The sequence below is a fragment of the Pectobacterium parmentieri genome, assembly GCF_001742145.1.
GTDB lineage: Bacteria > Pseudomonadota > Gammaproteobacteria > Enterobacterales > Enterobacteriaceae > Pectobacterium > Pectobacterium parmentieri.
In genome coordinates, this window is sequence record NZ_CP015749.1 from 2,948,532 (window position 1) to 2,975,333 (window position 26,802).

General features: G+C 45.1%; 28 protein-coding genes. 3 read left to right on the forward strand and 25 right to left on the reverse strand.

The genetic code is table 11. From position 1 onward, the window contains the following. Both A8F97_RS13405 and A8F97_RS13410 read left to right on the forward strand, forming a co-directional pair. On the forward strand, positions 1 to 675 hold the full coding sequence (locus A8F97_RS13405; RefSeq protein WP_005972142.1) for a MarC family NAAT transporter: 675 nt from the start codon (positions 1 to 3) through the stop codon (positions 673 to 675). A 161-nt stretch (positions 676 to 836) separates the two neighbouring features. After that, a complete protein-coding gene (locus A8F97_RS13410; protein WP_012822819.1) occupies positions 837 to 2,435 on the forward strand; it encodes a sensor domain-containing diguanylate cyclase in 1,599 nt (532 codons plus the stop codon). A gap of 267 nt (positions 2,436 to 2,702) precedes the next feature. On the opposite strand, the gene A8F97_RS13415 is transcribed toward A8F97_RS13410, so the two are convergent. Both A8F97_RS13415 and A8F97_RS13420 read right to left on the reverse strand, forming a co-directional pair. Further along, positions 2,703 to 3,893: an MFS transporter gene (locus A8F97_RS13415; protein WP_033070997.1), complete on the reverse strand. Its 1,191-nt coding sequence runs from the start codon at positions 3,891 to 3,893 to the stop codon at positions 2,703 to 2,705. A 121-nt stretch (positions 3,894 to 4,014) separates the two neighbouring features. Next, the gene (locus A8F97_RS13420; RefSeq protein WP_012822817.1) at positions 4,015 to 4,896 is read right to left on the reverse strand and encodes a LysR family transcriptional regulator; all 882 of its coding nucleotides are present in this window, start codon (positions 4,894 to 4,896) and stop codon (positions 4,015 to 4,017) included. A 200-nt stretch (positions 4,897 to 5,096) separates the two neighbouring features. Here A8F97_RS13420 and grxB point away from each other — a divergent pair, with 200 nt between their 5' ends. Then, complete coding sequence (grxB, locus tag A8F97_RS13425) at positions 5,097 to 5,732, forward strand: glutaredoxin 2 (protein WP_014698882.1); 636 nt, start codon at positions 5,097 to 5,099, stop codon at positions 5,730 to 5,732. A 125-nt stretch (positions 5,733 to 5,857) separates the two neighbouring features. On the opposite strand, the gene A8F97_RS13430 is transcribed toward grxB, so the two are convergent. From A8F97_RS13430 to tssA, 23 genes are all read right to left on the reverse strand, one after another. Then, positions 5,858 to 7,147: a glycosyltransferase gene (locus A8F97_RS13430; protein ID WP_012822815.1), complete on the reverse strand. Its 1,290-nt coding sequence runs from the start codon at positions 7,145 to 7,147 to the stop codon at positions 5,858 to 5,860. An 11-nt stretch (positions 7,148 to 7,158) separates the two neighbouring features. Continuing rightward, a complete protein-coding gene (locus A8F97_RS13435) occupies positions 7,159 to 7,998 on the reverse strand; it encodes a TauD/TfdA dioxygenase family protein (protein ID WP_082218601.1) in 840 nt (279 codons plus the stop codon). A gap of 80 nt (positions 7,999 to 8,078) precedes the next feature. Further along, a complete protein-coding gene (gene pvcA, locus A8F97_RS13440) occupies positions 8,079 to 9,044 on the reverse strand; it encodes an L-tyrosine isonitrile synthase (protein ID WP_033070995.1) in 966 nt (321 codons plus the stop codon). A 542-nt stretch (positions 9,045 to 9,586) separates the two neighbouring features. Continuing rightward, positions 9,587 to 10,048 carry a hypothetical protein gene (locus A8F97_RS13445; RefSeq protein WP_012822812.1) on the reverse strand — a complete coding sequence of 154 codons (462 nt, stop codon included), beginning with the start codon at positions 10,046 to 10,048 and terminating at the stop codon, positions 9,587 to 9,589. 299 nt (positions 10,049 to 10,347) lie between these two features. Beyond that, the gene (locus tag A8F97_RS13450; protein WP_012822811.1) at positions 10,348 to 10,722 is read right to left on the reverse strand and encodes a hypothetical protein; all 375 of its coding nucleotides are present in this window, start codon (positions 10,720 to 10,722) and stop codon (positions 10,348 to 10,350) included. 108 nt (positions 10,723 to 10,830) lie between these two features. Further along, positions 10,831 to 11,199 (reverse strand): barstar family protein, encoded by a 369-nt coding sequence (locus A8F97_RS13455; protein WP_012822810.1) that lies wholly within the window; start codon positions 11,197 to 11,199, stop codon positions 10,831 to 10,833. Positions 11,200 to 11,292: 93 nt separating this feature from the next. Beyond that, positions 11,293 to 11,766, reverse strand: coding sequence for a hypothetical protein (locus tag A8F97_RS13460; RefSeq protein ID WP_012822809.1), 474 nt, complete (start codon positions 11,764 to 11,766; stop codon positions 11,293 to 11,295). A 152-nt stretch (positions 11,767 to 11,918) separates the two neighbouring features. Beyond that, positions 11,919 to 12,518, reverse strand: coding sequence for a DUF4304 domain-containing protein (locus tag A8F97_RS13465; RefSeq protein ID WP_050512611.1), 600 nt, complete (start codon positions 12,516 to 12,518; stop codon positions 11,919 to 11,921). Between the two features lie 213 nt (positions 12,519 to 12,731). Beyond that, entirely contained in the window at positions 12,732 to 13,199 is a 468-nt protein-coding gene (locus A8F97_RS13470; RefSeq protein ID WP_033070993.1) for an ankyrin repeat domain-containing protein, read from the reverse strand. A 124-nt stretch (positions 13,200 to 13,323) separates the two neighbouring features. Continuing rightward, positions 13,324 to 13,614 (reverse strand): hypothetical protein, encoded by a 291-nt coding sequence (locus A8F97_RS13475; RefSeq protein ID WP_025919907.1) that lies wholly within the window; start codon positions 13,612 to 13,614, stop codon positions 13,324 to 13,326. Positions 13,615 to 13,741: 127 nt separating this feature from the next. Then, positions 13,742 to 14,134, reverse strand: a complete 393-nt coding sequence (locus A8F97_RS13480) for a hypothetical protein (RefSeq protein WP_025919906.1) — start codon at positions 14,132 to 14,134, stop codon at positions 13,742 to 13,744. A 37-nt stretch (positions 14,135 to 14,171) separates the two neighbouring features. Continuing rightward, positions 14,172 to 14,540: a hypothetical protein gene (locus A8F97_RS13485; protein WP_227001553.1), complete on the reverse strand. Its 369-nt coding sequence runs from the start codon at positions 14,538 to 14,540 to the stop codon at positions 14,172 to 14,174. A gap of 45 nt (positions 14,541 to 14,585) precedes the next feature. Further along, the gene (locus A8F97_RS13490; protein WP_012822803.1) at positions 14,586 to 15,056 is read right to left on the reverse strand and encodes a hypothetical protein; all 471 of its coding nucleotides are present in this window, start codon (positions 15,054 to 15,056) and stop codon (positions 14,586 to 14,588) included. A 100-nt stretch (positions 15,057 to 15,156) separates the two neighbouring features. After that, on the reverse strand, positions 15,157 to 15,660 hold the full coding sequence (locus A8F97_RS13495; RefSeq protein ID WP_014698871.1) for an SMI1/KNR4 family protein: 504 nt from the start codon (positions 15,658 to 15,660) through the stop codon (positions 15,157 to 15,159). A gap of 626 nt (positions 15,661 to 16,286) precedes the next feature. Beyond that, positions 16,287 to 16,658 carry a hypothetical protein gene (locus A8F97_RS23295; RefSeq protein ID WP_014698870.1) on the reverse strand — a complete coding sequence of 124 codons (372 nt, stop codon included), beginning with the start codon at positions 16,656 to 16,658 and terminating at the stop codon, positions 16,287 to 16,289. A gap of 50 nt (positions 16,659 to 16,708) precedes the next feature. After that, on the reverse strand, positions 16,709 to 17,155 hold the full coding sequence (locus tag A8F97_RS13505) for a hypothetical protein (RefSeq protein WP_012822799.1): 447 nt from the start codon (positions 17,153 to 17,155) through the stop codon (positions 16,709 to 16,711). Between the two features lie 45 nt (positions 17,156 to 17,200). Continuing rightward, on the reverse strand, positions 17,201 to 17,665 hold the full coding sequence (locus A8F97_RS13510) for a hypothetical protein (RefSeq protein ID WP_012822798.1): 465 nt from the start codon (positions 17,663 to 17,665) through the stop codon (positions 17,201 to 17,203). Between the two features lie 102 nt (positions 17,666 to 17,767). Next, positions 17,768 to 18,094, reverse strand: a complete 327-nt coding sequence (locus A8F97_RS13515; RefSeq protein WP_012822797.1) for a hypothetical protein — start codon at positions 18,092 to 18,094, stop codon at positions 17,768 to 17,770. A 67-nt stretch (positions 18,095 to 18,161) separates the two neighbouring features. Then, positions 18,162 to 18,482 carry a DUF7716 domain-containing protein gene (locus tag A8F97_RS13520; RefSeq protein ID WP_012822796.1) on the reverse strand — a complete coding sequence of 107 codons (321 nt, stop codon included), beginning with the start codon at positions 18,480 to 18,482 and terminating at the stop codon, positions 18,162 to 18,164. Between the two features lie 368 nt (positions 18,483 to 18,850). Then, the gene (locus A8F97_RS13525; RefSeq protein ID WP_025919902.1) at positions 18,851 to 20,206 is read right to left on the reverse strand and encodes a tetratricopeptide repeat protein; all 1,356 of its coding nucleotides are present in this window, start codon (positions 20,204 to 20,206) and stop codon (positions 18,851 to 18,853) included. A gap of 28 nt (positions 20,207 to 20,234) precedes the next feature. Then, on the reverse strand, positions 20,235 to 21,671 hold the full coding sequence (locus tag A8F97_RS13530; protein WP_033070991.1) for a VasL domain-containing protein: 1,437 nt from the start codon (positions 21,669 to 21,671) through the stop codon (positions 20,235 to 20,237). A 173-nt stretch (positions 21,672 to 21,844) separates the two neighbouring features. Continuing rightward, complete coding sequence (gene tssM / locus A8F97_RS13535) at positions 21,845 to 25,342, reverse strand: type VI secretion system membrane subunit TssM (RefSeq protein WP_033070990.1); 3,498 nt, start codon at positions 25,340 to 25,342, stop codon at positions 21,845 to 21,847. 24 nt (positions 25,343 to 25,366) lie between these two features. After that, positions 25,367 to 26,794, reverse strand: coding sequence for a type VI secretion system protein TssA (gene tssA, locus A8F97_RS13540; RefSeq protein WP_033070989.1), 1,428 nt, complete (start codon positions 26,792 to 26,794; stop codon positions 25,367 to 25,369). Between the last annotated feature and the right edge of the window lie 8 nt (positions 26,795 to 26,802).

Genomic DNA, 26,802 nt, shown 5'->3' on the forward strand with positions numbered 1-26,802 from the left:
ATGCTGGAATTGATTCAAACCATTGGTCTTGGTCTGGTGTTAATCCTGCCACTCGCGAACCCGTTGACAACAGTAGCAGTATTTTTGGCGATGTCCGGCGACATGAGCCAGGGGGAACGAAATCGTCAGATTTTTCAGGCCTCACTCTATGTATTCATCATTATGACCGTCGCGTACTATGCAGGTCAGATCGTGATGAATACCTTCGGCATTTCCATCCCCGGATTACGCATTGCCGGCGGGCTTATCGTGGCATTTATCGGTTTTCGCATGCTTTTCCCTCAGCAAAAGCCAGAACATGCACCCGAAGTCAAAAGCAAAAAAGAAGAAATTAACGACAGTTTTTCCGCCAATGACGTCAATATCGCCTTCGTTCCATTGGCGATGCCTAGCACTGCAGGACCAGGCACCATTGCCCTCATCATTAGTTCTGCATCACAAATCAAGAGCGGCGTGGATATTACACCATGGGTTATTACCGTTGCTCCTGTCCTCACTTTTATGTTGATCAGCCTGATCGTCTGGCTAAGCCTGAAAAGCTCAGGCCTGATTATGCGTCTGATCGGGAAAAGCGGCATTGAAGCCATTTCGCGGCTGATGGGGTTCCTGCTAGTTTGCATGGGTGTGCAATTCATCATTAATGGCACACTGGAGATCGTACATTCTCTCCATTAAGCTGAACGTTGCCAGATAGTCCAGTTAGCGTCTATAACTTTGAATAGCGGGGTTTATTCAACGGCCGTAAGAGATGCTCAGCCCGCGTTACATAACAAATTTTCATAAAAACAAGAAAAATTAATTTTTGCTTACCTAGCGAAAAATAGGGGCGGCCAATCATGAAAATAAGAAAGCGGTTCCCAGTAAATTTACGTTCACTCATTTTGTCCCTCGCGATTATCAGTATGATCATTACGCTGACGAATGCTTATATCGCCGTTTATAACGTACAAAAAAAGCTCATTACCGATCAGATACTTAATTCAAACCTTAATTACTCCACCAAATTGGCGGCAACCACAGAAGGATTTTTATCTTCCGCACAGCAGGAGTTGGCTTACAGTGCGACATCGATGGCGGATAGTTTTAGTGACGATGATGTGCTGCTGGAGAAAAGTGAGCAGACATTCCGCATGAGCCAAAGTTTTAATTCTGTTTTCGTTGCAGACAGCCAGAACCGCATACACACGGTTTACCCAACGTCACTCAACCTGAAAGGCAGTACGCTGGCCTCAGATGCCAGCAAGCTCGCGCTAGCAGAACAAAAGCCGTTAATTAGCCAGCCTTATATTTCCGTTACAGGAAATCTCATCGTACTGGTTTCTTCCCCCATCAAAGATAAGCAAGGCAATTATCTTGGCTACATCGGCGGAACCATTTATTTAAAAAGCAAAAGCGTGCTGAACGAGTTCATGAATACCCATTTCTATAACGATTACTCCAGCGTTTATGTCATCGATAAAAACGGAATTGTTCTCTACCATCAGGATAAACAGTGGGTCGGTAAGCCCGTCACCGACGAAAAAATCAAGAAAGCCTTTCAGAACAAGAAGAGTGGAACCCTCTCCATACCCGATATGCGAGGCACACCGTCGCTGGCTGGATTTGATACGGTGAAATCATCCGATTGGGTTATCATTACCTTACATCCCTATCAAAATGTGCTCGATTCACTTAACAGTGTCATGCGTTCCGTCTTATACGAAGGCGCGCCGGTGATGGCATTAACGCTGATTGCACTCACCCTGCTTGCCTTCTCTATTGCCAACCCTTTGCGCTTGCTGGCCGTTTCTGCCAGTAAGATGGAGGAGCCTGACGTCATTGAAAAAATCAAGAAAGTTCCCTCTTGGTATTTTGAGGTTGATCAGCTAAAACGCGTCATTCTTTTCGGTACGGTGCTGTTGCACAAGCGGATCGGCAAGCTGAGTTTGCAAGCCCACACCGACCCGCTCACAGGGTTACTCAATCGACGTGGTATCTATGAAAATGTTGAACTCATTCTGTCAAAGAGCAATCAGGTTGCCGCTATCGTGATTGATATCGATCATTTCAAACGCGTCAATGACACCTATGGGCACAATGTCGGCGATGACGTCATCAGGCTGCTGGCTGACAACATAAAGCAAGGCTCACGAGAATCCGATCTGATTTGTCGCACGGGTGGAGAAGAGTTCCTTGCGCTTCTGCCCGATACAGATATGAAGCAAGCCACCGAGATTGCTGAACGGCTGCGTAAAAAAGTTGAAAAAATGCCGCTGCCAATTCCTGAAAACATTACGATTTCATTAGGCGTCACCTGTTTTACTCCAGGAACGGAACAGATCGATAGCGTCTTAAAAACTGCCGATGACGCCCTCTATCAGGCTAAGCATGAAGGCAGAAATCGGGTCGTTACCAAAATAGTCCCCGATCATTCAATCAAAAACGACACGGAATAGGTACGCACGGAGTTAATCCAACTGGCTGAAGCGCAGGCAAAAAAAACCCGCACGAGGCGGGTAAGGTCATTCTAATGACAGGGATGGTTAACTACACAACACTCACAGAGATGTGAGGTACTGACAAGGGATGAAAGGACTATAGCAAGCCAAATGTATAGTATTGTCATCAGCAAGTAAGGTTAATCTGCCGGTTGTAAAACAACATGGATGACGCTTTTCTTACCGCAATATCTCGCTTATTTCAGCCCGCTTTCCTGATACCCACTACGCCTTTTCCGCTTTCATCAGCGCGGTCAGCAGTGCCATCATTGCCAACACGCTGGCAAGCCCCCCGACCATCATCCATCCCCCCTGCTGCCAGGCCATTATTGCAATGGAGGAACCAACAGCACCGCCCAGAAACATACCGCCCATGAATACGGTATTGATTCGACCTCTAACCGCCTCACCAAGCCCGTAAATCACATGCTGATTGGCAATTAACGCACTTTGCACACCGAGATCGAGCAGTACAACGCCAATAATCAGACCAATAATAGAATCGAAGCCGATGAATATCCCCCATGACAGCAGCGTCAGCAGTGCTCCGGCGATCACAACTGGACGGCTACCGACTCTATCAGCCAATCTTCCGGCCAGCGGAGCCGCAAAAATGCCAGCCACGCCGATCACACCAAACAGACCCGCTGCGGCCGCCCCCATTTGAAAACGCCCACTTTCCAGATACAGCGCAAGCACACTCCAGAACGCGCTGAACGATGCAAACAACAACGCCTGAATCAGCGTAGCTTTACGTAATGTGCGTTCACTCCGCCACAGTGCCACCAGCGAATGCATAAGTTCGCTGTAACGAATGGTCTGATGCGATGGCAAAGTCGGTAACATTCTTGCCATCGTCCACGCGCCCGCCAGCGCCAGCGGCACACTCAGCCAGAACATTGCACGCCAGCCTGCATTTTCCGCCACCACGCCCGCAATCGTGCGGCTAAGTAGAATCCCACTTAGCAACCCGCTCATCACCGTCCCGACAATGGCGCCTCGCTGTTTCACATCGGCGAGAGCTGCGGCAGCCGGAACAATCTGCTGGGCCGCCGTGGCACCAAAACCAATGAGCAATGAGGCACTTAACAAGGAAAAAACCGATGTCGACAACGCAGCAAACGCAGAAGCCAGTGCCAACATCAAGAATTGCCAGACAATTAGCCGACGGCGATCAAACTTATCACCGAGGGGAACCAGTAGCAGCAGTCCGAGTGCGTAACCTAATTGCGTTACCGTCGGCATGAGCGAAACCGCGCCATTCGGCGTAAAACTTTCGCTAATCACGCCCAACATCGGCTGGTTGTAATAGATATTGGCAACAGAAACACCGCTGGCTGCCGCCATTGAGAAAATCAATAGTTTGCCGGGAACATGCTGTGTTCTGACATCGGTTTCGCTGGATAATGTACTCATCGTCATACCTGTTTATGTCTTTCCCGCCGGAGGTCGGCAAGCGATGAGTGCAGCATAAGGCGCAGAAATCATTCCCAATAGAGCGGTAAAATGGATATCAGCTATTCCAAATGGGAATAAATCAGAAAAAGAGACGTTGAACGAAGTTGGTAAAAGTTCTGACGCGCGATGATGTCATGCGGCCTCCGGGGTAGACAGCCCACAGATCCATCTTACCCAGCGACCATGAATCCAGTACAGTGATGACTTGTCCGCTTTCAAGCTCTGGTGCAAACATCCATTCAGATGCCACAGCCAACCCTGCGCCGGACAGCACCGTAGCACGTACACCTTCCGCCGCAGAAACACGGATACGCCCATTGGGGAATATCATGGTCTGTGTTCCATCTTGAGAAAAAATCCAGCGATCGGTTCTCTCTCCCTGCAAATAGATAACGGCAGGATAAGCAGACAGTGCATCAGGAGAAACCGGTATGCCATGAGCGGAAAAATAGTCGGGGGTCGCCAACAGGCGCATAGTACACGAGGCCAGCCGCTGTGCGATCAGGCTTGAATCCTTCATCTCGCCCAAACGCAATGCCACATCAATACCTTCAGCAATCAGATCGATCGGACGATCGTCGAGAATGACATCAACGTTGAGTTGTGGATGTTCGGCCATAAATTCATGGAGTCGCGGCATAATGTGCAGCCGGGCAAAAGTAACCGGTGCACAAATGCGCAGCCGACCAGACAGCGCAGCATTCCCGCTAACCACATGATCTTGAGCCTCTCCCAGCATCGTTAACGCGGGAGCGATTTGCTCATAAAAATGCTGTCCGGCTTCTGTTGGCGTCAACCCTCGGGTAGAACGAATCAACAGCGGAGTGGCCAATTGTTGTTCAAGCTGCATGATCGCCTTGGAAACCGCAGGCTGTCCAATACCGAGTCTACGGGACGCAGCGGAAAACGACCCCGTTTCGAAAACGCAGATAAATGTTTCCAACGCGCTCAGGCGATCCATTTTTTCTCTTCCGCAAAGGGGGGCTCCGCATCATACCGCAATCCGGCCTGAGTCATACGGATTCACATCGTGCCTCTCCTTTTCTTACCCTCACATTCGCTTTACCACCGACCGTATCAGGTATTACTCTGATGGCATGATTTGTCATGACCGGGTGCGCAAATTTTCGCGGCCTTTTTCAAAATCTTACGAGGCGATGTATGAAACTTTTCATTTACGAACACTGCCCATTCTGTGTCAGAGCCAGAATGATTTTTGGTCTGAAAGATCTGCCTGTTGAGCAATCCGTCATTATGGAAGGCGACGTTGACACACCAACGCGTATGGTGGGCCGAAAAGTGGTGCCGATTCTTCAGAAAGAAGATGGCAGCTTCATGCCGGAAAGTATGGATATCGTCCACTACGTCGACAGCAAGCAGGTGCCGTTAATCGCCGACCAGCCGGTTGATGCCGATATTGAGGCCTGGTGTAAGTCCGTTTCCAGCGCGGTATTTAACCTTGCGGTTCCCCGCTTCACGAAAGCCGATTTTAAAGAGCTTTCTACGCCAGAGGCACGCCATGCCTACCTTCTTCGCGAAGAAAAAGCTTTTGGCGATCTGGATGCATTGATAGCGAAAACGCCAGAACTGATTGAGGAAGTGAAGCAGAAACTCGATGCGTTGGAACCACGCTTGGCAAATATTAGCGCCATTTCCACCACCGATTTTATTCTGTTCCCTATTTTACTGTCGCTCACGATCGTGAAAGGAGTACAGTTTGGCCCTAACGTCCACGCCTACCTTGAGCGCGTATCAACAGCCAGCAAGGTCGCCTTGTTGACCGATAAAGCGCTGTAGGAATAATACGATTCGCAATGGCGTTATGGGGTACTATTTCACCCCATAACGTGTGACCGATTTTAGTACGTGTTACATGGAATAATGACGCCGCAGAGTAATCCTACACATGGCCCTATCTGACGCTATGCCGTCCTCCTTTCGCTGACTAGCGCATTAACTTCAGCGTTAATCAGAGCAAATGCATCATGGCTTGAATAATCTGCCTTAATCCACTTTGCACGCTGTAAATAGCCAGGGTCCTCCAATATCTCGATGACAGACTGCCTAATCTGTTGTTCACTCGGCGTACTGGTTTGTAAGCTAATCCCGCATTTAGCAAATACCACGCGCGCGGCACTTTCCTGTTTATCTTCCCCGACACCAGCCACAATTAATGGAACGCCATCTTTCAGCGCGGAATTAATCGAACCATATCCACCATTGGTGATAAATATCGACGCCTTTGGCAGCCAATCATCATAAGAAAGAAAACTGACCACTCTGGCATTTTCCGGTAATGAGGCTTGTAGCACATCAACCGACCGTCCCCCCGTAGTCGCCAGCACTCTGACAGGTAAATCTGCTAGGGCGCGCAGCGTTGGCCCGATGAGCTGCTGGAGATCGACATTCGCCAGTGTTCCTTGTGAAACGATAATAAGCGGCCGGCTGTCGTCTGATGCCCACCAGTGCGGAGCGCGCTCTGCTGCGATGTGATGGGATAATGGACCAATAAATCGCACACTCTGTGGCAAATCATCCCGCTGATACTCAAGCTCAGTGGTCGATAATTGCAAGAAACGATCGCAATGACCAATTAGCGCATCCATAAAAGGCTGTTCAAGCGGCTTTCCTCCCGCCAGCACCATCACATCATTAAATACGTGCTGAACGTCGCTCAAGAACCCCCTCGTTTCTTCATCGACCAGTTGTTCATGACTCAGGTCAGGCGGCAGTAATTTAGGTGGAATGCGAGGCCCATAGAAAACAGAATCTCGCGTCGAATAGGACAACGGCGTCACGCCTATCGCAATGACTGGCAGTCGCGGCTCAGAAAACAACAGCGGCAAGACACCATAAAAACAATTTTCAATGATGAGCAGGTCGGCATGGGTCTTTTCCAGCGCGCCACGCAATTGGCGATCCAGCAATGGAATCGGTGCTGCAAAGAAATTCTTCAGCGCCAGAGCCATCTGCGCGTTACCCGGCGGCAGCGTGGCGCGCAGAGGGAAGTGCTGCTCAAGATGCCTGTAGTCGAAATCAATCTCATCGCTAAAAGGGATAAAACCAACCCCAGCCGCCTCTGCCTGCTCACGGAACAACGCGCCGCTAAACAACGTGACATCGTTTCCCTGCTCAACCAAATAGCGAGCGATGCTCAGCAAAGGATAAACATGCCCCGGCGTTGCCATCGCCGCCATGAGAATATGTGCCATGATGCTTTCCCTTATGCCGCGTTATCAATGCAAGTATTCACGCAAACTGGAGTGCCCTGAATATGCACACGTTGCAGATGACGAGCTGAATGAGCCGTAAAGGCTTCACGTCCATGCAGCAGCGAGAAGTTGTCGGCTATCACAACATCACTTTGTAGCCATTTATGCGCATAATAATAACGAGGATCGTACAAATGCTGCCGTAGCGTCTGGCTAAATGCGCTTTGCGCTTCCGGCGTGACATTATGGTATTCCAGCGCATGTTGGTTAAGGAAACGCTCCCCTTCGGTCGGCGGTTCGTTATAGCGCATAATCTCCCCAACGCCGTTAGGATGAGGAATGATTAATGGAGAGGTGACTTCGCCGCCATAATGTACAACGGCTTTAATACGATAAGTAATTGAAACACGACGCCATTCATCGACTAACTGTGCGTCGGCCTCTGCCAACAAGCGCGTGGTATCAACGAAAGTGGTACGTCCACCTTGATCCTGCCCCGGAGCGGAAACGCAGTGGAACAGTTGAAATTCGGGGATAGTAGGTTTGTACATCCCATCCCAGTGTAGCGGTACATAGCTGTTATCAAAGATATGATCTTTGGTACCCGCATGCTCCTTCACATCCAGTATCGCTCCGAAAGGCCACATCATGATTTCCCCCCAGTGGCCAGCATACTCAGTCAACGTTTCAGGATCGGAAAAACCAGAAGAAAATCCGCGTAATACCAGAAGATGATGCTCTCGAGCGAGTTCACGCAGTGTATCAATTGGCAGTGTGACGATGCTCTGCCCTGCTTCAACAGGCGTCAACAACGCACCAAAAGGGGAAAGCAGTTCAATGCGACAGTTCATACTCTTCTCCATCGTGTATATTCCTTTATAAGATGACAATTATCGATGTCTCAACGAATGATAAGGCGAGAAAAGTACGCTTACGCCATATCATGCTGCTTAACGACGTAATAACTCGGCGTACCGCGGATCTCCACAACCTCACCCGCCAACTGCTGTGCATCGGTATTCTTCATGAGCACAAACTGACCATTAACATTGGCGGCAACACCATGCCAGGGCGTCAACCAATCGTCCTTGGTGGGCATCATATGAATACCCAGTTTCAGGCTGTCCGACGGTTGAGGGTGAATAGACAGACGAATAGCGTCTGGGAAATTTTCAGCAAGCAGGTTGCCCCACGCCCAGCTACGTTGAATAACGCCACAGGCACGTTTTTTGGCATCCTTCTGTAACGCCGCGTTAGAGCCGGTATAATCTGGTCGCAGGCTATCTTCATAGAGAAAGCGGGTGATTGAACGATAAAGCTGCAAGCCTTCTTCGCTCTGCATGAGTTGCGATTTAATCTCTTCTTCTGATTCGGCATAATCCTCAACCAACCGCTGGCGAAGATAATCGTAATCATCGGTGAGCGCTGCCATATTCTCTACGTCCTTAAGATTAAAAACGCTGAGATGAGCAGCACCCAGCTCATGCAGTAAATTTTCAATCTCATGCTGGTAGGCATTAATGGTTTCGTCACTGGTTCCAATCAGATCGCCAAACACATGTCCATCGGAGCAAATACGGATATGAGCACCAGGTGGGTAATAAAGCTGAATGCGCTGGCATAATGAATTTAGGAATATCAGGGACAAACGTTCTGCCATATCCGGTTTTCTGCCCAGAACCTTATAAGGGCTAGGAGATTTTACAGGGAACGCAGGTAAAATAAGTTCAATACGGCTATTTTCATCAACAAAAGCACGGATTCTGGGCAATTGAACCTGAGTTACTAAAGCCTCTTCTTCGCTAATCGATTTCGTCGAGTGAGTGAATCTACGCCGATATTGAATTAACTCACTTAGTATTAGCGATGAAACCAATTCATTGTTTATTATATCCAAAATAACCTCATTCATTTAAGAAAAAAATTAACCACATAGATATTGCGTAGAAACAATAGAATAAAAAAACCACACAAGTACAAAAAAAATACTGAATAACATATTCAGTATTTTTATTTACATAACTAACAATTCATCACAGTTACCAACTGCGGCATAAGAAAAGACTCAAAGCATAGAAAAACAAAGAAATTAATAAAATCAATAACCACCTAACTATTGATTAAGATTTATATAATCACAACTATTCTTATATTAATAACTTGCAACATATAATATTCATCAAAATCAACAATAATATATTGCCAAATGAGAAATGAAAGAGGGCGTGAATCAAAAAAACAGGTATCAAACTGAGGGTTATCTTACCCGCCAAGTGGCAGTAACTGCATAGGCTGGATAAATAACATATTTTGATGGGCGGCGAGTCATTAACTCATCAGTCAGTCACTGAATATTGAGACTCTGCCGACAGGAAAGGAATATGATAAAATAAACGGGGAGTAGTCGGGTTGTTACTGGCTAATTAATGGAAAGAAATGTTACGCGTTCTCCCGATTCGAACGCTCAGAGCTTAGCTTAAAGGCGCTGGGTAAAAAAACAGCTATAATACCCACTTTAGCATTAGCCAATTCCTCAGGGAGGGGATCGTCAATATCCGTTTGAATAATAACCCCATCCATATTCTTATCCATATACCCTTCATCACAGTCATCATAAATAAAAGACTTAGGTATTTTTATAACCGGATCGCCAATAAATATACCGTTCATCCCGCCGATATATCCACTGTGAGCAGTAATTTTGTAAATACTACCATTCCTCACATCCACTGATATCGACAAGTGATAATCAGGGAATTTATATTTCACTGAAAAAATCGCATCCTGAACATACTTAACAACATGCTTATCAAGAAGGTACTCATAACGCCCAATGTGTTCTCCCAAAATTACTCCGCCTAATGACACTGATGGAATAATACTTTCCTTAATATTTATCATAGCCAATCCAGCCTCTCTAAATAAAGTTAGACCTTATCTTAATATACTTTAAAATCTAATGCATAATCATAACACCTGCATGATGATTATTGATTAAAATAATAGAGATTCCCTACCACTCCCCTTCCTATAAGGATAAACAGAAAGGTTATTTACATTCATCATACTGCAAACGGTTTATCCGCTGAACTCATCGCCGAACCTTGCCCTAAGAGACTAATACCTGGCGTTGTTCAAAACACTAGTACTTCGCCACAAAATTTTAACTATTTAGCGTAACAGAGTAGCTTCAATTGGAATTAATCGATAAAAACAAAACTATCCTCAGCAAGGTCATTAAATTTTCTGTAATCCGTTTCCCAGTCCCAGTACCCATCAGGTTCGTTTTGAGTAACTCCGTGATTCCAATATAGTTCACCATATACTATCAACATAGCCCAATGATATTCGACCTCATGACTACATAGCACAACAGAAATATAGTTGCTATTAGCATTTTTTACTAATGAGTGAGATGCAACCAAAAAATCAATGTCTTCTTTAGATTTTTCCGTGTATTTAAAAATAACCCCCTTGATGACTTCGACCCAGGTAAAGTAATTAAAAATGACTACCTCCCCTGTTTTTTCATCACGAAAAATTAAATTATCAGCTATAGTAAAATGATCCGTCACAACACATCCCTTAAAATTATATTGACTGGATATTTTTCCGAAAAACCATAGTAACATTCATCCAAGTAGTTAAATTATGTCAGTCCCCCCCTCTTCTGATTTTTTTAATTAACTAATAAAGAAAAAAACTTGCCGCCCTTCTGTCTTAAGGTAAGAAACGTTATCAGAAAGAATATCTAGGATAACGCTATAATTTTCATCGTCATTTTTAAGAGCATTTTTTAGATCAACAAGGAAAACACATATTTTATGCTCCCCGAGAGAATCCAATCCCCCAAAAAGGGAATCAGAAAAAGCATCAAAATTACATAGGCTATAAAGGGGCGGGTCCAAAGGTAGCGATGCTTTTATTTCATCAAATACATCATAGATGTTTTTCGCCTGATTAAAATAGGCGCTAATTGTCACATACCCGTGGCTTTTATATCTATTGACTAGCCCAGTAAACCCATCTGCTTGGAAAAAATGCAAAGACATACCATCCAATCCTCACAATAGACTTCGCGTAATCCCAACAGTCATCAATAAAAGACGAAGGACGCGCTGTGGACGCTTATAAAAACGCATATATCAATAAATAACTAAATTACCGTTCGGCCAGACGCCATCCCAACCGCAGGGAATATGTCCTCTTTCATAAATGAAAGTCAGTTCATTAAAAAAAAGTGCACTACGTAATTTATCTTTATAAGCATCCTCGACTAAATAACCAGCTAAATCCCACTTAAGATTAACAAAAATCACATCCATATCAACCCCATTTATTTTTGGAATCAATGGAATAATACTCTCATCAACAAAACCACTAGCTTCCCTGGTTAATTTATTCCACTCTTGATAAATTACAGTATGTTTTCTTGCCAAAAAACCAGTAATCTCATTCCTAGCTTCTAAAGTCGTATTTTCCCACTCATTACTTGTTATAGAAGAAATGAAGTCATTGACATTTACTACTCGATAAAAAGCGCTATCATACGCTGCACTAACATTAGCGAACCAATCAATATCCTTGAGTCTTTTTTTGGCACAATCAGATATCTTCATTATTTAACCGTCCTATTTACCCTGATAATATTGTCTGACGCGCAGTAGATGTTGTAGGTACTTCCCATAACACTCAGTGTTTTCGGTACAGACCAAAACCTCATAATTAACCGATAAGGTACATAATTAAACTATTAGTTAAAATAAACAATCTAAGGTAATAAATATTTTTCAATATTTTTTAAAATCTGTTTAAATTTTTTCTTTTCTCCTATAGCCATCCCTGAGACACATACGCCATAGTTTGCAAAATCATGAGCCATACTTACATTATTGTTGAAAAGATGATAATTAACACACATCGATACTAATCGAGCAACAGTAACAGAATTAAGTTTCTCAGGAATATTTTTATTTTTAATATCATCGATACTTAAACAAGAGAATACATCATTAGTAGAACTAAAAAGATCAAAAAAATGCCAGGCTTTCTCTTCTATTTCATTAATAACGAATGAGATCCCTTCTGACGAATTGAATAACTCAACACTTAACCTCTTATCCGTAGACAAACGAGTGCGAATATAACAATCAATCTCTCTTTTAAAAGTAGATGGGGTGTCTTTTGGGTCAAAAATAGGATGAATGCCCAAGTTTATAAAAAAGACATCTCCTGTAGTTATTCTTTGAAAACTAATGCAATTTAAAAAACCATTATTCACTCTAAAAAAATTAACATCATTATCTTTAGAGAACCCATTTGAAGTAAGGAAGTTATTTATTAATTTAATATTCATTATTTCACCGCTCATGGAAAAAACCTATCCCATGTTGATTAATTATATTTTACAAAGCCAATCTATCTAATTGTAGACATTAAAAAGGTCACTAAAAAACCCCAAGTGATTGAGTCATTTCACGATAGAATCGTGGCATAAAACCATGTCAACCAAACATATTTCCATCAAGTTACATTCAAATAAAAAGTAAAAATCAAACCCCACATCAAAAAAATTAAATTTATATCACCCTTCAAGTATTGATATAATTTTAGCATCTTTAATTTGTCTTGAAAAATCCAATGGAGATTTTCCATAATGATTTTTATGATCTGGAACCGCATGATACTTCAATAACAAACAGACCATACCGTAGTCTCCCCGGGCATTAAACACTGCGGTCCAAAGGGGCTGATTACCATATTTATCAGCAACTAAAACATCGCCTTTATTCATTAAAATCGTCTCACCAACATCCTCCATTCTGCGTTGCGCCGCGTAGTGTAAAGGCGTCTGACCATTATTATCCTGGTGGTTAACATCAATCCCCAATTCAATAAATCGATTAATTAAGATAAAATTTCCACAAGCAACAGCCTCATGCAATAAATTTTGATTATATTCATTAACTATATTTATGTTATCAATATTAACCATAGCAAGTAATTCTTCATTCAAACCGTCCCTAACAGATTGAAAAATATCATTAACCACTTTAAACCTCGTATTGTTGATTTTAAAAACATTACTTATACATTGGCATACCAGACTGTAAAATCACTACGCAAATAAATACAGACTAAAAAATGATTCACTCATTATAATGAAAAAAAAAATATCAAACCACACCATAATTACGATTTAGTTTTCTTTTTAATTTATTAAGAGATCTATGGAATTTCGAAATTAAATGAGTCCAATCTTGATAAGTGATATCTTCAATATAATAATCCCCTAGCCAACGAGGATGACAACGTGATAGTAGACTATCTATAGCCAAATTTATTTCTTCTCTATCCTTATCTTCATCAATTATTTTTAGCAACTTTTCTATTTCTTCAACCTCTTTATCAATCGACGCTGAAGCAAGATGGTCACATACGCTCTTTCCTATATCACTGAGACTCATACTGTTCACTCCATCGATGTAGATTTGCTCTCAGAAAAATAATTTATAAGAAATCTGATATATCAAAAAACTATTCATGAAGAAGTCCTGTTAGATAACTAAATAATTCCCCACTGATATACAGAAATTATTTCGTTATCTCTACATAGTGATTATATGCTTCTTTGCTGAGATATTTCCTCGCTAAATCATAGCTAAAATCACTATCCATAATTGCTTCAAATATACATGTGTTTAATACATCAGCAATCTCTGAATCAAAACTCAAATAGAGTTCATCGATAAAGTAATAGATCTTCTTTATTTCTTCATCAAGAAGAGATACGTCTTTATAAATTAACTCAACATCACTATAAAAATAATATCTAATATCACAGCGATTAAAAAAACGCAAATTGATTAAATCAATAAAAAACGATCCAAAAGATCCATATAATAAATAAACATCATCATCGTCATTTGTATTAGCAAAGAGAGGAAATCGCGCTCTCAATACATTAACTAATTCATTCTTCTTCATAGAGTCTCATAACAAAGATTTGAACCACACGCATCTTTTATAAACAATCATTACTATAATATTCAATTTCTCTTGCAGCAAAATATACATCTGACATACGGTAATCACTAACATCGCTCATATCACAAGAATAGGGAGAAAAATCAATATAATGGATATTATCTATACACTGATAGGCTATGCCATTACTCATCACCACATTATTATTTTTTATATTTTGCTTAACAGCGAATTCGACCAGCCCTTTTAATTTAAATGTAACGCCCCCCCATTTCTTATCTTTTTTTCGGATAACGGACACATCAATAGCCACACTATCAAAAGAGGTAAAAGCAATCCTTTTGATAAGTCCATCATATCCATTGGTTATTTCATCTAACATATCTATGATCATAAAATCACTCATCTTACTATTAGCGCCTTTAATACATTAAAAATTTTAACATATTCATCACCACACTATTTCATACAGCGTATCAGGTGGACCTTGATGTATTTCAAAATCACCAGAAATGACATTATAGATATCTGAATGATTTATTCTCTCTATTCTTTCAATCTGACTACTGTCAGTCAATGCGACAAGCATTTTTTCAGGATTAGTGATTAAGAAAATAGCAGAAATAACATCTAAAAGTATATTCAATCTATCTTTTGGATTACTAGGAAATCCCCTGACTGATGAGTCAGGATCATATTCACAATAGTCAATCAAGTAGGTGGCGTTAGGGTAACCTGGCCTATCACCAATTAAAAATGAAAAGATATCTCCATCAGGAATCATTTCATGAGGGATATTAAACAGTTCTTCCTTACCAATTCTAAAAACACCGATATCGATGCTAGATATATAATCAATGAGTTTTTTATAATCATCCCCCTTGGGAGATGGATATATAAATCCAAATACATCATTTGACATAACACATCCTATTCAAGATAGCCTTCACCGAATTTCGCCATCCTGCAACGCTGTGAATACATTAATGTCGGAATAATCACATCTTATCCGCCAACTGCGTTTATATTTTCTTTGACTTAAACTCAATCAATCTAACAATCCAGTCATTAAATGATATAAAATCACACTCTTCTATCCACAACTCTGGTGGAGTTTCTGGATAAAACACTCCGTAATTATTTCCTAAATCACCATCTAATAAAAAACCACCAAAATAGCCAAGTTTTGGTATAGATGTGGTTAAAAATAAATTTGGAAATAAATCATCACCATAATTCTCAAAAACAGATTTTGAGAATTTTTTTACATCAAAAGGTGATAGTATTTCTATACCTGAACTGACTTCACCAACGAAAATATCGACAGAACCGACTGCAATTAAAAACTCCTTATACTCATCAGGTAATTTAATTTTACTTTCGTTCTCAAAAAACGATAACTCACTCTCACTTAAATAAGCATTTCTGGTAAAAGAGTATTTCTCATCAGCACCGATATCTATCATCACGCCATTACTCAGAAAAACCCACTCATTTAATATTAAACAAGCATCTTTAATATTCATACGTTCCATTCTCTTTTTCGCAACCGAAAGGAACCATTCTTACAATGGCTTATACTCCTAATGAAAACATACTATGTGATCATATATCCAATCATCATCACAACATCAAAAATATAAATCAACTAATTGACTCATCGTAAAAATCGTCATCGCAAATAATTTCAGTCAAAAAACCGTTATTTACAAAGACTTCTAACACACTCTTCGACAACTTCCTTTGATATTCTAAATCCGTTTCATTAATAGGAAATACTGATATTTCATATTAATAAAACATCCATCCATCCGCATCATGGATCTTTTCATCATCATGCTCACAATTATTATCTAAAACTAACATATTCTTATTTTCAAAAAAGGAAAAGGCGGTATTCCTTATAAAAGTAGGAAATATGTGTTCTATCATATCAGCCGTTTTCGAAGAATTTAATCCTGTATTGACTGCAATAGAAAATCTCATATCTATTTCGCGTTTTTTTTCATGAAAGATTTTATATGTGGTTCAATATTCATTATTCGAGGCGTACTACAAAAATTTTCAAATGTAAGATAACATAACGCTCGTACACTGCCGAAATACCATGGCATAAATGATCCTGCGGCACATGATGCAGGGGAGGACTATCTTATTTCAATAATTCTCGTTTAATTAACTTACCTTTATCGATAGCAAGATAGTCTTTATGTACACCATGACAAACTTCCACATAGTCATGTACCGTTACAGAATTGATTATTCCACAAAGATAGTTCCAGGAAGTCTGTTTTTTATTATCAAAGAATATCACCCCCCATTCGCATGGAATGATATACCGATAAAAAGGAAGTGGAATGATATCGTAAACAATGCCACCAAGTCGAGATATCTCATATCGAACCGAATCTGTGAAAACAATCAATCCATCGTCTTTTTTTCCCTGTGAGGCGTTACAATCTGGGCACCGCATTTCTGCTGGCTCATAATTAGAATAACAATTCTGGCAAGAAATATATTTCATGCAACCTCTATTTTATTGAAAAAAATGGTGAGTTATTTTTCGGTGGTTATTTACAAATAGGGTGACACATATTTTTTCACAGTTAATGGGGATTTTAATTCATTAAAGAAACGCATAGGATCTTCACGTGATAAAAAATACATGTAAAAATCATATCCAAAATGAAACTCTAGGGAATCACTCACTAATTTACACCAAGCCTTTTCCCTCAATATATTCCTGACAACCTCACTAATTAAGCCAGCCTTAACCCTTTGATCATTTAAGTAATCAACATCACTATTTATTTCAACATTCTTAAGTTTACATTCGTTAACCGAAAAAAACGAACACGCTTTTATTACAAAATCAACATATTGGTTTTCCACTTCAGTATAATCATTAATGTCAACCTTATCACCGACGTCAAAAAAGCTGGTCCATTCACCGGGAGCTGAATGGACATCATCACTCCCATCACTATCTTTATACTTAGTCACTCTGTAAGAGTATTTCATAACACATCTTCTACCCTATTCAGATTGGGGTCATATATTCTAGATCTAATCTTCCCACTTCCATTTTGAGTTTAATTTTTCAATTAACATTAACGACAATTTAATTTCAGAGCCATAATCAGGAGTACCATTTATACTCATCATATCTCTTAAAAAATTCAGGCATGAATTTGCCATGAAAATCATAAACTCATATTTATCTACCATAACCCCTGAATCATCAACTTTTAAAAAAACATTATCTTTTACGTTCGTCATCGTCACTTTGATTGGTTGATCGGGAAAATAGAACTCAACATCATGTCCATTAGCCAAATCAAATAAAGCGTTTAATATATAAATCCATAACTGATCTATATAATCCCACATTGATATATTTATAATTTCAACGTAGTTGATAGTGAGCGACATTGCCCCATCAATATACCCAGAGCACTTTATCTTCCCCTTAAACTCACTAACACTAACGAAACCATCGCCAACGCTAATAAAGCTATCTACATTCATCATAGTTATTTCATTCCGGATAAGTCGCCCCTATGCATCCGCTATAAAAGATGATTTAAGATCGTTTTCAGCTATTTTATTTTGATGTCCTATATTTTAATTCATTTAGAACCAACGAAATAACGGGCTATCTTTTAGATATTTATTCAATAATTCGCTATCGATTATTTTATTCTTAAGGACAGGGGATATGATTTCTTCCAAAATATCAAAATCCTCTTGGCATCCCGTGTTATCTAAAAGCAGTTTAAATGCTTTCTCAACCAATAACCGCTCACCACAAGCGTGTGCATCACAAATAAAACAAACAACCTCTGATTTTATCTTCTTATTCTCAATATATTCATCTTCATCAGAGGGATAGTTATTATCATACGATGTATTTAACCTCTCAGATAAATCGATAAACCGAAAATTTAAATTATTTTTCATTTTGAAGTTTCGTATAATAAAAACATTACCAAGGTCACTTTCAATAAAATAAAGACACTATGAGCATTTACAATTCAATAAAAGCGTCACGCTCAAAGTAGAATATAAAGCTTGTAAATAAAGACTCATCTGAAATATTATTCAACTGGAGTTTAGCATTATTAACGATGCCTTGTATTGATTGAATTCCCATGACATATCTATATCCAGCATTTTTAACCACATTAGGATCTTCATCTGGCTCATCGGAGTCTACATCGTCAGGGTCTTCTATCATAACTAATGAGTCCAAATTCCAAGCTGACACCTCCTTGGGAAGATATAAAGCCAAATGCCAATCAATATTTTCGGCATCCTTTAATACCTCTCTTAAATTTCTCTGCCCCATTTCATCGTCCTCTCCTCAATGATACATTCCTTCACCGCATCACGGATTATCGCCATTTTTACGCTTTTGTTCAGATCGCGTTGACTTGTTGATGACGAATTGCGGTTTCATCGCCTTTCTGAATGCTCCGCAATACCGCCACCATCGGTGGCCCAAAAATTAGGCATGGCTACCGCACGCCCAAGGTTACCTCTGAACGACACGTCACAATCCTGATTAAATAAAATACCTGAGTTATTGTCTACCACATCGCAAAAAAACCCGGGACAAACCCGGGCTAGAGGCAGAACGGTGAGGCTTCGACAACCTGGAGTTGGCATCATCTTGGTGAATGTCCGGTTCCGATATTAATAATTTACTATCAGAGATTACTCCGTCTTACCCGACGACCAATGCATCGCCAATCGCTGTCCGGCTTTAATTTCATCCGGCTGCATTGTCGCTTCCAGATCGTTACGAGCATGAATGGCTTCGCTCATCCCCTCCGTCGCGGCCATAGCATACCAAGCGTAGGCATGAATACGATTGCGGGACGCTCCCAGCCCATCCTGACGCATCATGCCCATACGGTACTGAGCCATGCGGTTGCCGTCATTCGCAGCCAGGCGGTACTGCTTCATCGCCTCAACATAGTCCTCTTTCCCACCTTGTCCCAGCCGCAACATCTCACCGTAGGCCAGTCGGGATCCGGTGTCTCCCGCCGATGCCGCTTTAGCATATTCTTCACGCGCGCGCGCGAATTCATTCGCTTTAAATAACTGTTCACCCAGATCGCGTTGCGCCCGGGTATAGCCAGCAGAGGAAGCCTGTACCAAATATTGATCGCGTTTTTCATGGCTTGTCTGTTTCTGGCTGAGCAAATAATCGGCCTCGCCCGACCCTCCGGTTGCGGCACGCTCCAGCCAATAACGCGCCTTCTGCTCATCCCAAGGTAAGCGCTTACCTTCACGGTATGCCTTGCCCAACCAGAGCTGTGCTTCAGCATCGCCTGATGACGCAGATTTTTGATACCAGTTCAACGCATTCTCGCCGTCTTCATGTCGGGCCATCCACAGTTGCGCCTGTGCCTGCCCCAGCGTCGCCGCGCGGAAGTACCAGCGTTCAGCCAAATCGCGACGGATAACGACACCGTTGCCTTGTTCATAGCGCTGCGCCAGTTGGTACTGCGCATCCCGGTTACCGAGTTCGGAAGCTTTTAGCAACCACGATGCCGCATCTTTTTCCCCCCCTACATGCGTCGCGTGCCACTGGGCAACAATCAGTTGCGCCGGGGGATAGCCATTCTCCGCAGAAGACTCAAACGCACTCAGGCAGGCCGCCACCAATTTCCCCTGATGCTGAACCTGACAGTCCATACCAAGCCGATGCCCCGCTTCGCCATTTCCCAGACGCGAAGAGGTTGTCCACCACCGGCGGGCAAAAGGGCTGTTCTTTGGTGCGCCTAACCCGGCCTGATACCAATCTCCCACCTGAAGCGCAGCGGCAGCCCGCATTTCTGCATTACCGGGGAGTTCAGACAGGCCAGATGCCTTTTGCATCCACTGCATCGCCTCGGTGTACTGCGCGCGCGCCGCTAGCGTCTTCGCCAGATGATATTGCGCCTCACCATTCCCTCGGTTCGCTGACGCCACGAGTTCCGACTCAGGCAGCGATGTGACGGGTGCCTGGCAAGACGCCAGCCAACAGGCCGACAGGACTAGCAATAGTTTTTTGTATTTCATCATGTGCTCAGCGTTTTTCCCTTCACGATAATTAGCTGGCAGAATTACCCTGCTGCAAACGGTACAAACGAATATTGAAGGAGCGCAGTTCGTCCTCCATCGCACGCAACTCCGCTGGCGTTAGCGATTGGCTCTTGATTTTACGCGCTTCAAGTTCCCGCAGCCGTATCCCGAAAGGAACATCTGACATCAGGTCTTTTTGCATATCATAGAGTTTTGATTTCAGGTAGGAAATCGTCACCGTCCGGCGCTGACGCTCCAGTTCCAGCAGTTGCTGCAAGGTATCGTTGACTCTGACACGCGCCTGTTCGTAACCCAGCGTTTTCGGCTCATCACCCTGCTGACGTTCAAGCGCAATCTGCCATTGGCGCTCCATCTCCTTCACCGCCAGCGAATCGGGGTAGAGTTGCTGCATCACATTTTTCAATCCATTACCGTATTGATAGAGGTAGAACGGTGACGCATTTTTTACCTGCTCCAACTGTGCCTGATAGCGGTTGATCAGCTCACCTTCCATGCCCTGCAATTTCTGCTCACCCAGAACAATACGCACCCGGCGAATGTCATTATGGTCAGGGGCCGTGGGCAATGCATACGCCGGTTGTTGCAGTAGCGCCAACGCATCGGCTTTTTGCTCTTGCCAATACTGCCATCCCGTAATGGCCGCAACCGGTAAGGCACAGGTCAGCAGCCCGGAAACAAACCAGAACCAGGCTGGCTTCTGTTTTTTATGCGCCTCAATTTTCAATACCGTCGGCTTCATTTGCCCTTTCTCCCGTCCGATGAGAATGCTGCCCGCAGGCAATGCAGCCTGGCCTGAACCCGATGAACCCCCGCTCTGTACCGTCGCCCCGGGCTCCATATCTGAATGAAAGAACACCATAGGGGGAATCTGCATATCCTGCTTTTTCAATTCCTGATCGTCCGACACAATGACAATTTCCGTTTCATCAAACAGATGCGTATAACCTTCGACGAAGTGCAGCAGATTCTCGACGCGAGGAATACGGCTTAACCCCGTGTTGTGCAGCTTTTCACTCATCAGTTGCAGTGCACGTTCGCAACGATAAACCAGTCGCTTATGCTCATGGCTGATGGCGTACTGCCGCACGACTTCGCTGATACGGGCAATAAACCAGTCCAGCATCTCGATACGCGCCCGTTCCTGATGCACCGGTGGCCAGAAGTTATCCCACTGTGTCACGATCAGGTTCGCCAAAAATTCACAGCTTTCCGTGAAGCCCGTCAAGCCAGCCAGACGCGAACGCGCCAGGGTAAAGTAGATCGCGGTCTGAAGATCCACGCCCTGCTTTTCAAAGATGGTGGTGGCCATATCGTGCACCAGCATCCAATCCACATCAGGGCGAGACGCATGACTCAATTTGTTAATTTCCGCCCGAAGTGCGTCAAACTCCGGCAGCATCCGTGGATCTCGGCCAACTTTCAGGGCCTGTTGTGCATCTTGCATATCACATCATCCAGCAATAGGGAGCCTGAGCGAGTCATGTTGATCGTTTTAAGGGTGAGATACTGGGGCGACCACGGTGTGAGGCATCCCTACGGGAACCTCATTACCGTGTTTCCCCCAAAATCCATGCTTAAGTGACCAGCATTAGCCTAAGCCAGCTCCCGAGAGTTAAGTTAATAAAGCGAGTCAGACAACGTGAATTGGCTGAACAGACCACCAGCAAACGGGTTATGGCTGGCATCGGTATAAACGCGATACGTCATCGCCCCATTCTCCAGCGAGAAACGCACGTCAAAGGTGTTCTCATTAACCTTCGTCAGTTGATCGCTATTGATTAACCGGAACATGGCCCACGGCCCGTTAAAGCTCAGGCTGCGCGGCGAGCGCTCACGATCGTCCGGCACCAGTGTTAACTTGCTTTCAGCCCCGTCGCGCATACTGTTTGGCCACACCAGCGGCGTTTTCTGGCGACGGCCGTGGCTGTATTCCAGTAGCTGTCCATCCAGATTCAGCACGCTGCGGCGCTTGTTCGCCGTTAATTCCAGCGGTTCCAGAACGAAATGCACTTCCAGGCTGCCCTGCGCATTAAACAGGGTCTGACGGATACGATTAGCGCGTTCAAGCTGTTTCATCAGCTCGGCCTGCATAGGCGACGCCATGCCTTCTTCCAGCATGCCGCTTTCCATCATCGCTTTGAGGTTGGTTTGATAGAAGCTGTCCAGCGTTCCGCCCGTCATGAAGAACATTTCCATTTCCGATAGCGGCACATCTTTGTCGGATGACGGATCGAAGGGGTAACGATTCGCCAGCTTCTCGTTGAATGGCGTCACGACTTTATCCAGCCATTCCTGATTCAGCGATGACATCGCGAGCCCAGTCACCAGACTGGCGCTCTCTCCGGCTAATTGTCCTACCCAGCGGTCCAACGGCGCAGGGAGGCTGCGAGCATATTGCTGTAAGGCAAATACCGGATCGGCAAATTTATTTCCCTGCCGTGCCTGCATCGCCTTCAATGCCGCCTGTCCCGGGTCGGTCGCGTTAACGATCTGGTCGAGATAGTGATAGAGATCGGTCAGTTTCTGATTGACCTCTTGCACCAGCGGCCCCTGCTCACCGCGTCCACTCAGCGCCGCATTGATGGTCATAAACGGACGACCAGTACGCGTATTGATGTTCTGCGCCGTGTCGTTATCATCATCGGCAAGCTTACGAATGCGGGTGTTATCACTGACCGTCGTCAGCACGCGCTGGAAGGGCTGATCGTTACCGGTAATGTCCGTGAGGATATCGAGCGCCTGTTCTGGCGTATCGAGCGCCTGCACATCAATGTTCGCTAACACTTTCTGCCACTGGTTGATGTAATCCGTAATGTAGCGGTCATTCACCTGACGCAGAATTTCCCGCCGATCGGCCTCGCTGAACTGTGCACGTTCACGCTGTCCCAGAACCCAGGCATCCAATGCCGTCAGCTCTAGCAGCGCTTTGTCCTGCTTGAGGTAATAATCACTGAAGCCGGGATAGGTTAGCAGTCGTGGCACACTCCCCGCTTTGTCGTTACGCAGCGAAAACACCGGATCAAACGTCGGCCCGACTTCATCACGGATCGCTAAATCCGGCGGCAGCACTTGAGTCGCCTTCATGACCAGACTCTGATAAACGCGCTGATACATCGGCAGTTTGCTTAGTTCCTGCTGAGCCAGCGTAATCGGCCCATTAAACGGTGCAAAAGTGCTAATCGCTACCGCATCTTTTTGCTCACGGGACTGATGCCAGTTGGTATGATCGAGGGCGTAATCCAGATGTTGCATCAGTTCTTCCTGCACCTGACCTTGAGCAGGAAATGCCTTTTGCCAGCGCTGCGCCATAAACTGTTCGACCAGCGCTTTATTGCGCCCAGAAGCATCGTCCAGCATGCGCATCACACGCAGAATGGTCAGTTTTTGCTCGCTATTGGCAGGCGCCTGATTCAAATCCTCCAGCAACCCCTGCATCACCGCCGGTAAAAAGCGCTGATTCAGCATTTGCAGATAGGTGCCCTCGACATAAGGCCCGATCTTATCGCCCTGATACAGACCCAGATCGGCCAGCAGCGGCGTGCGTTCGTGATAGTTACCAAAAGATAATGTCGCATCACGAATCAAATTCAGACGCGGCAACTGCTGATAGCCGTAGCCCGGTTGGCCTTCCAGTTCATTAGTGCCGATAAACGCCTGCGCTTTCGTCAGTACGTTACGCCCGGCTTCTTCATTGACCCGATAGAAATGGTGCCAACTGCCCACCAGCACCAAACCGGCGAGCAGCATGCAGCCCACACCAATACTCAACCGACGCCGACGATAGAGGCTATGCAGTCGGTTTTCTCCGGCCAAGCTGGCTTCAGGGAAAATGACGTCAGGGAAGAGACGCTGGACAAAAAACGTATTCGATTCACCGCGCAGCGCGGGGTTAATCGGCTCTGGCAGTTGATAACGTCGGGAGGCCGACTGTGCAAAAGCATCAAACGGCACCCCTTGTTGATAAACAGAGCTGACGTAGACGCCACGGATCAGGAACGCGCGATCTTCACCTATTGCTAACGTTTCCGTCAGCACTTCCATCACATAGTCTTTCACCCCGGCCAACTGGCGAACAAACGAGAACAGCGAATTGCGCACGCTTCTGTCCGATTGGGTCAACAGCATGTCTGGCAGGTTGTCATTCAGGTGCGTGACCCACTCATCCCAAAAACGCTCCAGCTCTTCTAACCAGCCTTTGCTGTTGCTCGCCTGTGGGGTAAACGTCACCCCTAATACCGCCTGACGCGCGTCGCGGTTCAACTGGCGATAGACCTTGTCGAAGCCGCTCAGCATATCCAACCGAGTCAGTGCGATATACACCGGTAAACGCGTATTGATGCTGACCGAAATTTCCTGCAAACGGGCACGCATGACTTGCGCGTAGGCTTTGCGATCTGCGACACCAGCCTGTGCCAGCCAGGAGATATCCAGCGTAAGAACCAGACCGTTAAGCGGCTGGCGGCGGCGATTCTCACTGAGCCACTGTAGCAGGTGCTGCCATAGCCGAGCATGACGCTGCCCGAGCGCATCGCCTTCCAATTCAGGCTGTGCCAGTAGCTGCCCGCTAGGATCCCAGATGACGGCAGATTCTCCGACCCAACTGCTCACCTGCTGGCCTGCTGCCACATCCCGCAGCTCTGCATCCAGCTTCGGATTCATTTTATTTGCCGGGTTGGCACGGTGGATCAGGCTACTTTTACCACTGCCAGCCAAACCAATCGTCAGATACCACGGCATCGCATACAGCGCTTTTTTACCCAACTGGGTCTGAAACGCGTCCAGCCAGCGATCGAGAAACGTCTGCTGGCCGTCGACATACACCTGTAGGGGATCCTGCTCGGTCACCTGTTGCTCATGACGCTCTGACCGCATCAGTTGCACACGCCGCCATACCAGCCAGGCACTATAGGAGAACGCCAGCCACAGCCAGACCAGCGTGAACACCACGCGGCCCCAGATCCCCTGTAACGGACGCGACTCGCCTACCGTCAAACTCGGCCCCAGCCACCAGGCCAGAACCAACACCACGACCCACAGTAGCGCCCCCAAAAGCAGCCAGGAGGGTTTCAGTTTAGGCAACTGCTTGCGTAGAAAGGTTATAATTGTTTTAAACATAAGTGACCATTCACTCCGAATGTCTTATTTTTTGCGGGATGCCGCCAACCGCTCCACGCGGCTGACCATTCCCGGTTCCCATTGCATCAGGCCCAATTGCTGGCTTTCCTGCCACATGTGCTGATAGTGCTGTGCTGCCAGTGATTTCATTCCTTCTTCGGCGAGTAAATCCGCCAGTACCAGCTCGGCATAAAAACGGTCGCGAGGCTCTTTCAGGCGACGCATGCGCTCATCCAATAACAACATCGCCGCCCCGATGCCTTTCTCGTCCCGACAGGCAGCCGCCTCCGTCGCCAGATCGTCCTGCCGCGCGCCGCCACCACCGCGCACCGGCTGGCTGGACTGCAACCACTGGCTACACTTCCCTGTCAAAAATGGTGCGCCATCGCTGAATGCCAGTTCACGCAACTCCGGCAAACGCTGAATAAATGCAGAAAGCTCTTCAGCAATGGCTGTCGCAACAGGAGCATGCCCCAACCGCGATGCCACCGAGGCCGACAACATATGGCCATCAAACCAATAAGGAGCCAGCACCAGACTTTGTTCTATACGTTCCCACAGTGCCAAATCAGCCTGTGCCAGCGCACTTTGGTATTCATCCACACGATCTGCCGAGACGGGTGCCAATTGGGTTTTATTCCCCTTGGCCGACATCGGCGGAGTCGCAATGCCGGACCAGATAGCATGACGTCGCAGGCGGTAGCCGATCGGTGAGTCGGGATGACGCTCAACCAGCAGCGTCGCAACATTCAACTGGGTTTGCCGCCATCCGCGCTCGTCGGATGAATTAATTTCCACGGAACCGACAGGCGGCGTAGAGGCTGTACTGGCGCGAGTGTCACTCTCCCCAGTGGCACCGCTGCTGCTCGCTGCCGGGGGCAGATTTGCCGTTTGGTTCGCCTTCTCTTGTGCCTGTTGCCGCTGTCTGGCAAGTTTAAATCCCTGCACCAACTCATCCACCAGCGAGGCTTTGTCGCTAACCAGTTCGCCCCAGCGGGTCGCCACTTGCTCAGTTAACTGCTGTAATTGCTCTAACTCTGCACTGGATGCGCTCTCTGCAATGCGCGGGAGCGCGCCCTCAAAACGCCGAACAATCTGGATCATCAACTTTTGTTTTTGAACCGGACTGGCAGGCCAGGCGGTAACCCAGTAACTCTCCAGCCAACTGTCCAACAACATCAGCGCGGTAGAAAACGGCGTCGCTTTAGCCGGGTGCTGTAAGCAGCGCAATAGCTGCACCAATACCCGCATGTCTTTGGTCTTGCTTTCCAGCAACGTCAGGCAATAACCCGCCACCACATTAAGATCGACCTGGTTGTGCGCCAGCGATCCCAGTTTGACCAGCTCTGTTTCTACCTTTTCCCAAAGCGGATCGTCGGCCAACACCGCAGCGCGCAACTTCTCATCCGGCAACGAAGTTTGCAGGCGTTTACACCAGGGATGTGCATGCATGATTGCCT

Bases quoted from the DNA above. Each gene is read 5' to 3' on its own strand.
- A8F97_RS13405 (WP_005972142.1), top strand. From the start codon at position 1: ATGCTGGAATTGATTCAAACCATTGGTCTTGGTCTGGTGTTAATCCTG.
- A8F97_RS13410 (WP_012822819.1), top strand. From the start codon at position 837: ATGAAAATAAGAAAGCGGTTCCCAGTAAATTTACGTTCACTCATTTTG.
- A8F97_RS13415 (WP_033070997.1), bottom strand. From the start codon at position 3,893: ATGAGTACATTATCCAGCGAAACCGATGTCAGAACACAGCATGTTCCC.
- A8F97_RS13420 (WP_012822817.1), bottom strand. From the start codon at position 4,896: ATGGATCGCCTGAGCGCGTTGGAAACATTTATCTGCGTTTTCGAAACG.
- grxB (WP_014698882.1), top strand. From the start codon at position 5,097: ATGAAACTTTTCATTTACGAACACTGCCCATTCTGTGTCAGAGCCAGA.
- A8F97_RS13430 (WP_012822815.1), bottom strand. From the start codon at position 7,147: ATGGCACATATTCTCATGGCGGCGATGGCAACGCCGGGGCATGTTTAT.
- A8F97_RS13435 (WP_082218601.1), bottom strand. From the start codon at position 7,998: ATGAACTGTCGCATTGAACTGCTTTCCCCTTTTGGTGCGTTGTTGACG.
- A8F97_RS13445 (WP_012822812.1), bottom strand. From the start codon at position 10,048: ATGATAAATATTAAGGAAAGTATTATTCCATCAGTGTCATTAGGCGGA.
- A8F97_RS13455 (WP_012822810.1), bottom strand. From the start codon at position 11,199: ATGTCTTTGCATTTTTTCCAAGCAGATGGGTTTACTGGGCTAGTCAAT.
- A8F97_RS13460 (WP_012822809.1), bottom strand. From the start codon at position 11,766: ATGAAGATATCTGATTGTGCCAAAAAAAGACTCAAGGATATTGATTGG.
- A8F97_RS13465 (WP_050512611.1), bottom strand. From the start codon at position 12,518: ATGAGCGGTGAAATAATGAATATTAAATTAATAAATAACTTCCTTACT.
- A8F97_RS13475 (WP_025919907.1), bottom strand. From the start codon at position 13,614: ATGAGTCTCAGTGATATAGGAAAGAGCGTATGTGACCATCTTGCTTCA.
- A8F97_RS13480 (WP_025919906.1), bottom strand. From the start codon at position 14,134: ATGAAGAAGAATGAATTAGTTAATGTATTGAGAGCGCGATTTCCTCTC.
- A8F97_RS13485 (WP_227001553.1), bottom strand. From the start codon at position 14,540: ATGAGTGATTTTATGATCATAGATATGTTAGATGAAATAACCAATGGA.
- A8F97_RS13490 (WP_012822803.1), bottom strand. From the start codon at position 15,056: ATGTCAAATGATGTATTTGGATTTATATATCCATCTCCCAAGGGGGAT.
- A8F97_RS13495 (WP_014698871.1), bottom strand. From the start codon at position 15,660: ATGAATATTAAAGATGCTTGTTTAATATTAAATGAGTGGGTTTTTCTG.
- A8F97_RS23295 (WP_014698870.1), bottom strand. From the start codon at position 16,658: ATGAAATATATTTCTTGCCAGAATTGTTATTCTAATTATGAGCCAGCA.
- A8F97_RS13505 (WP_012822799.1), bottom strand. From the start codon at position 17,155: ATGAAATACTCTTACAGAGTGACTAAGTATAAAGATAGTGATGGGAGT.
- A8F97_RS13510 (WP_012822798.1), bottom strand. From the start codon at position 17,665: ATGATGAATGTAGATAGCTTTATTAGCGTTGGCGATGGTTTCGTTAGT.
- A8F97_RS13515 (WP_012822797.1), bottom strand. From the start codon at position 18,094: ATGAAAAATAATTTAAATTTTCGGTTTATCGATTTATCTGAGAGGTTA.
- A8F97_RS13520 (WP_012822796.1), bottom strand. From the start codon at position 18,482: ATGGGGCAGAGAAATTTAAGAGAGGTATTAAAGGATGCCGAAAATATT.
- A8F97_RS13525 (WP_025919902.1), bottom strand. From the start codon at position 20,206: ATGATGAAATACAAAAAACTATTGCTAGTCCTGTCGGCCTGTTGGCTG.
- A8F97_RS13530 (WP_033070991.1), bottom strand. From the start codon at position 21,671: ATGCAAGATGCACAACAGGCCCTGAAAGTTGGCCGAGATCCACGGATG.
- tssM (WP_033070990.1), bottom strand. From the start codon at position 25,342: ATGTTTAAAACAATTATAACCTTTCTACGCAAGCAGTTGCCTAAACTG.
- tssA (WP_033070989.1), bottom strand. From the start codon at position 26,794: ATGCATGCACATCCCTGGTGTAAACGCCTGCAAACTTCGTTGCCGGAT.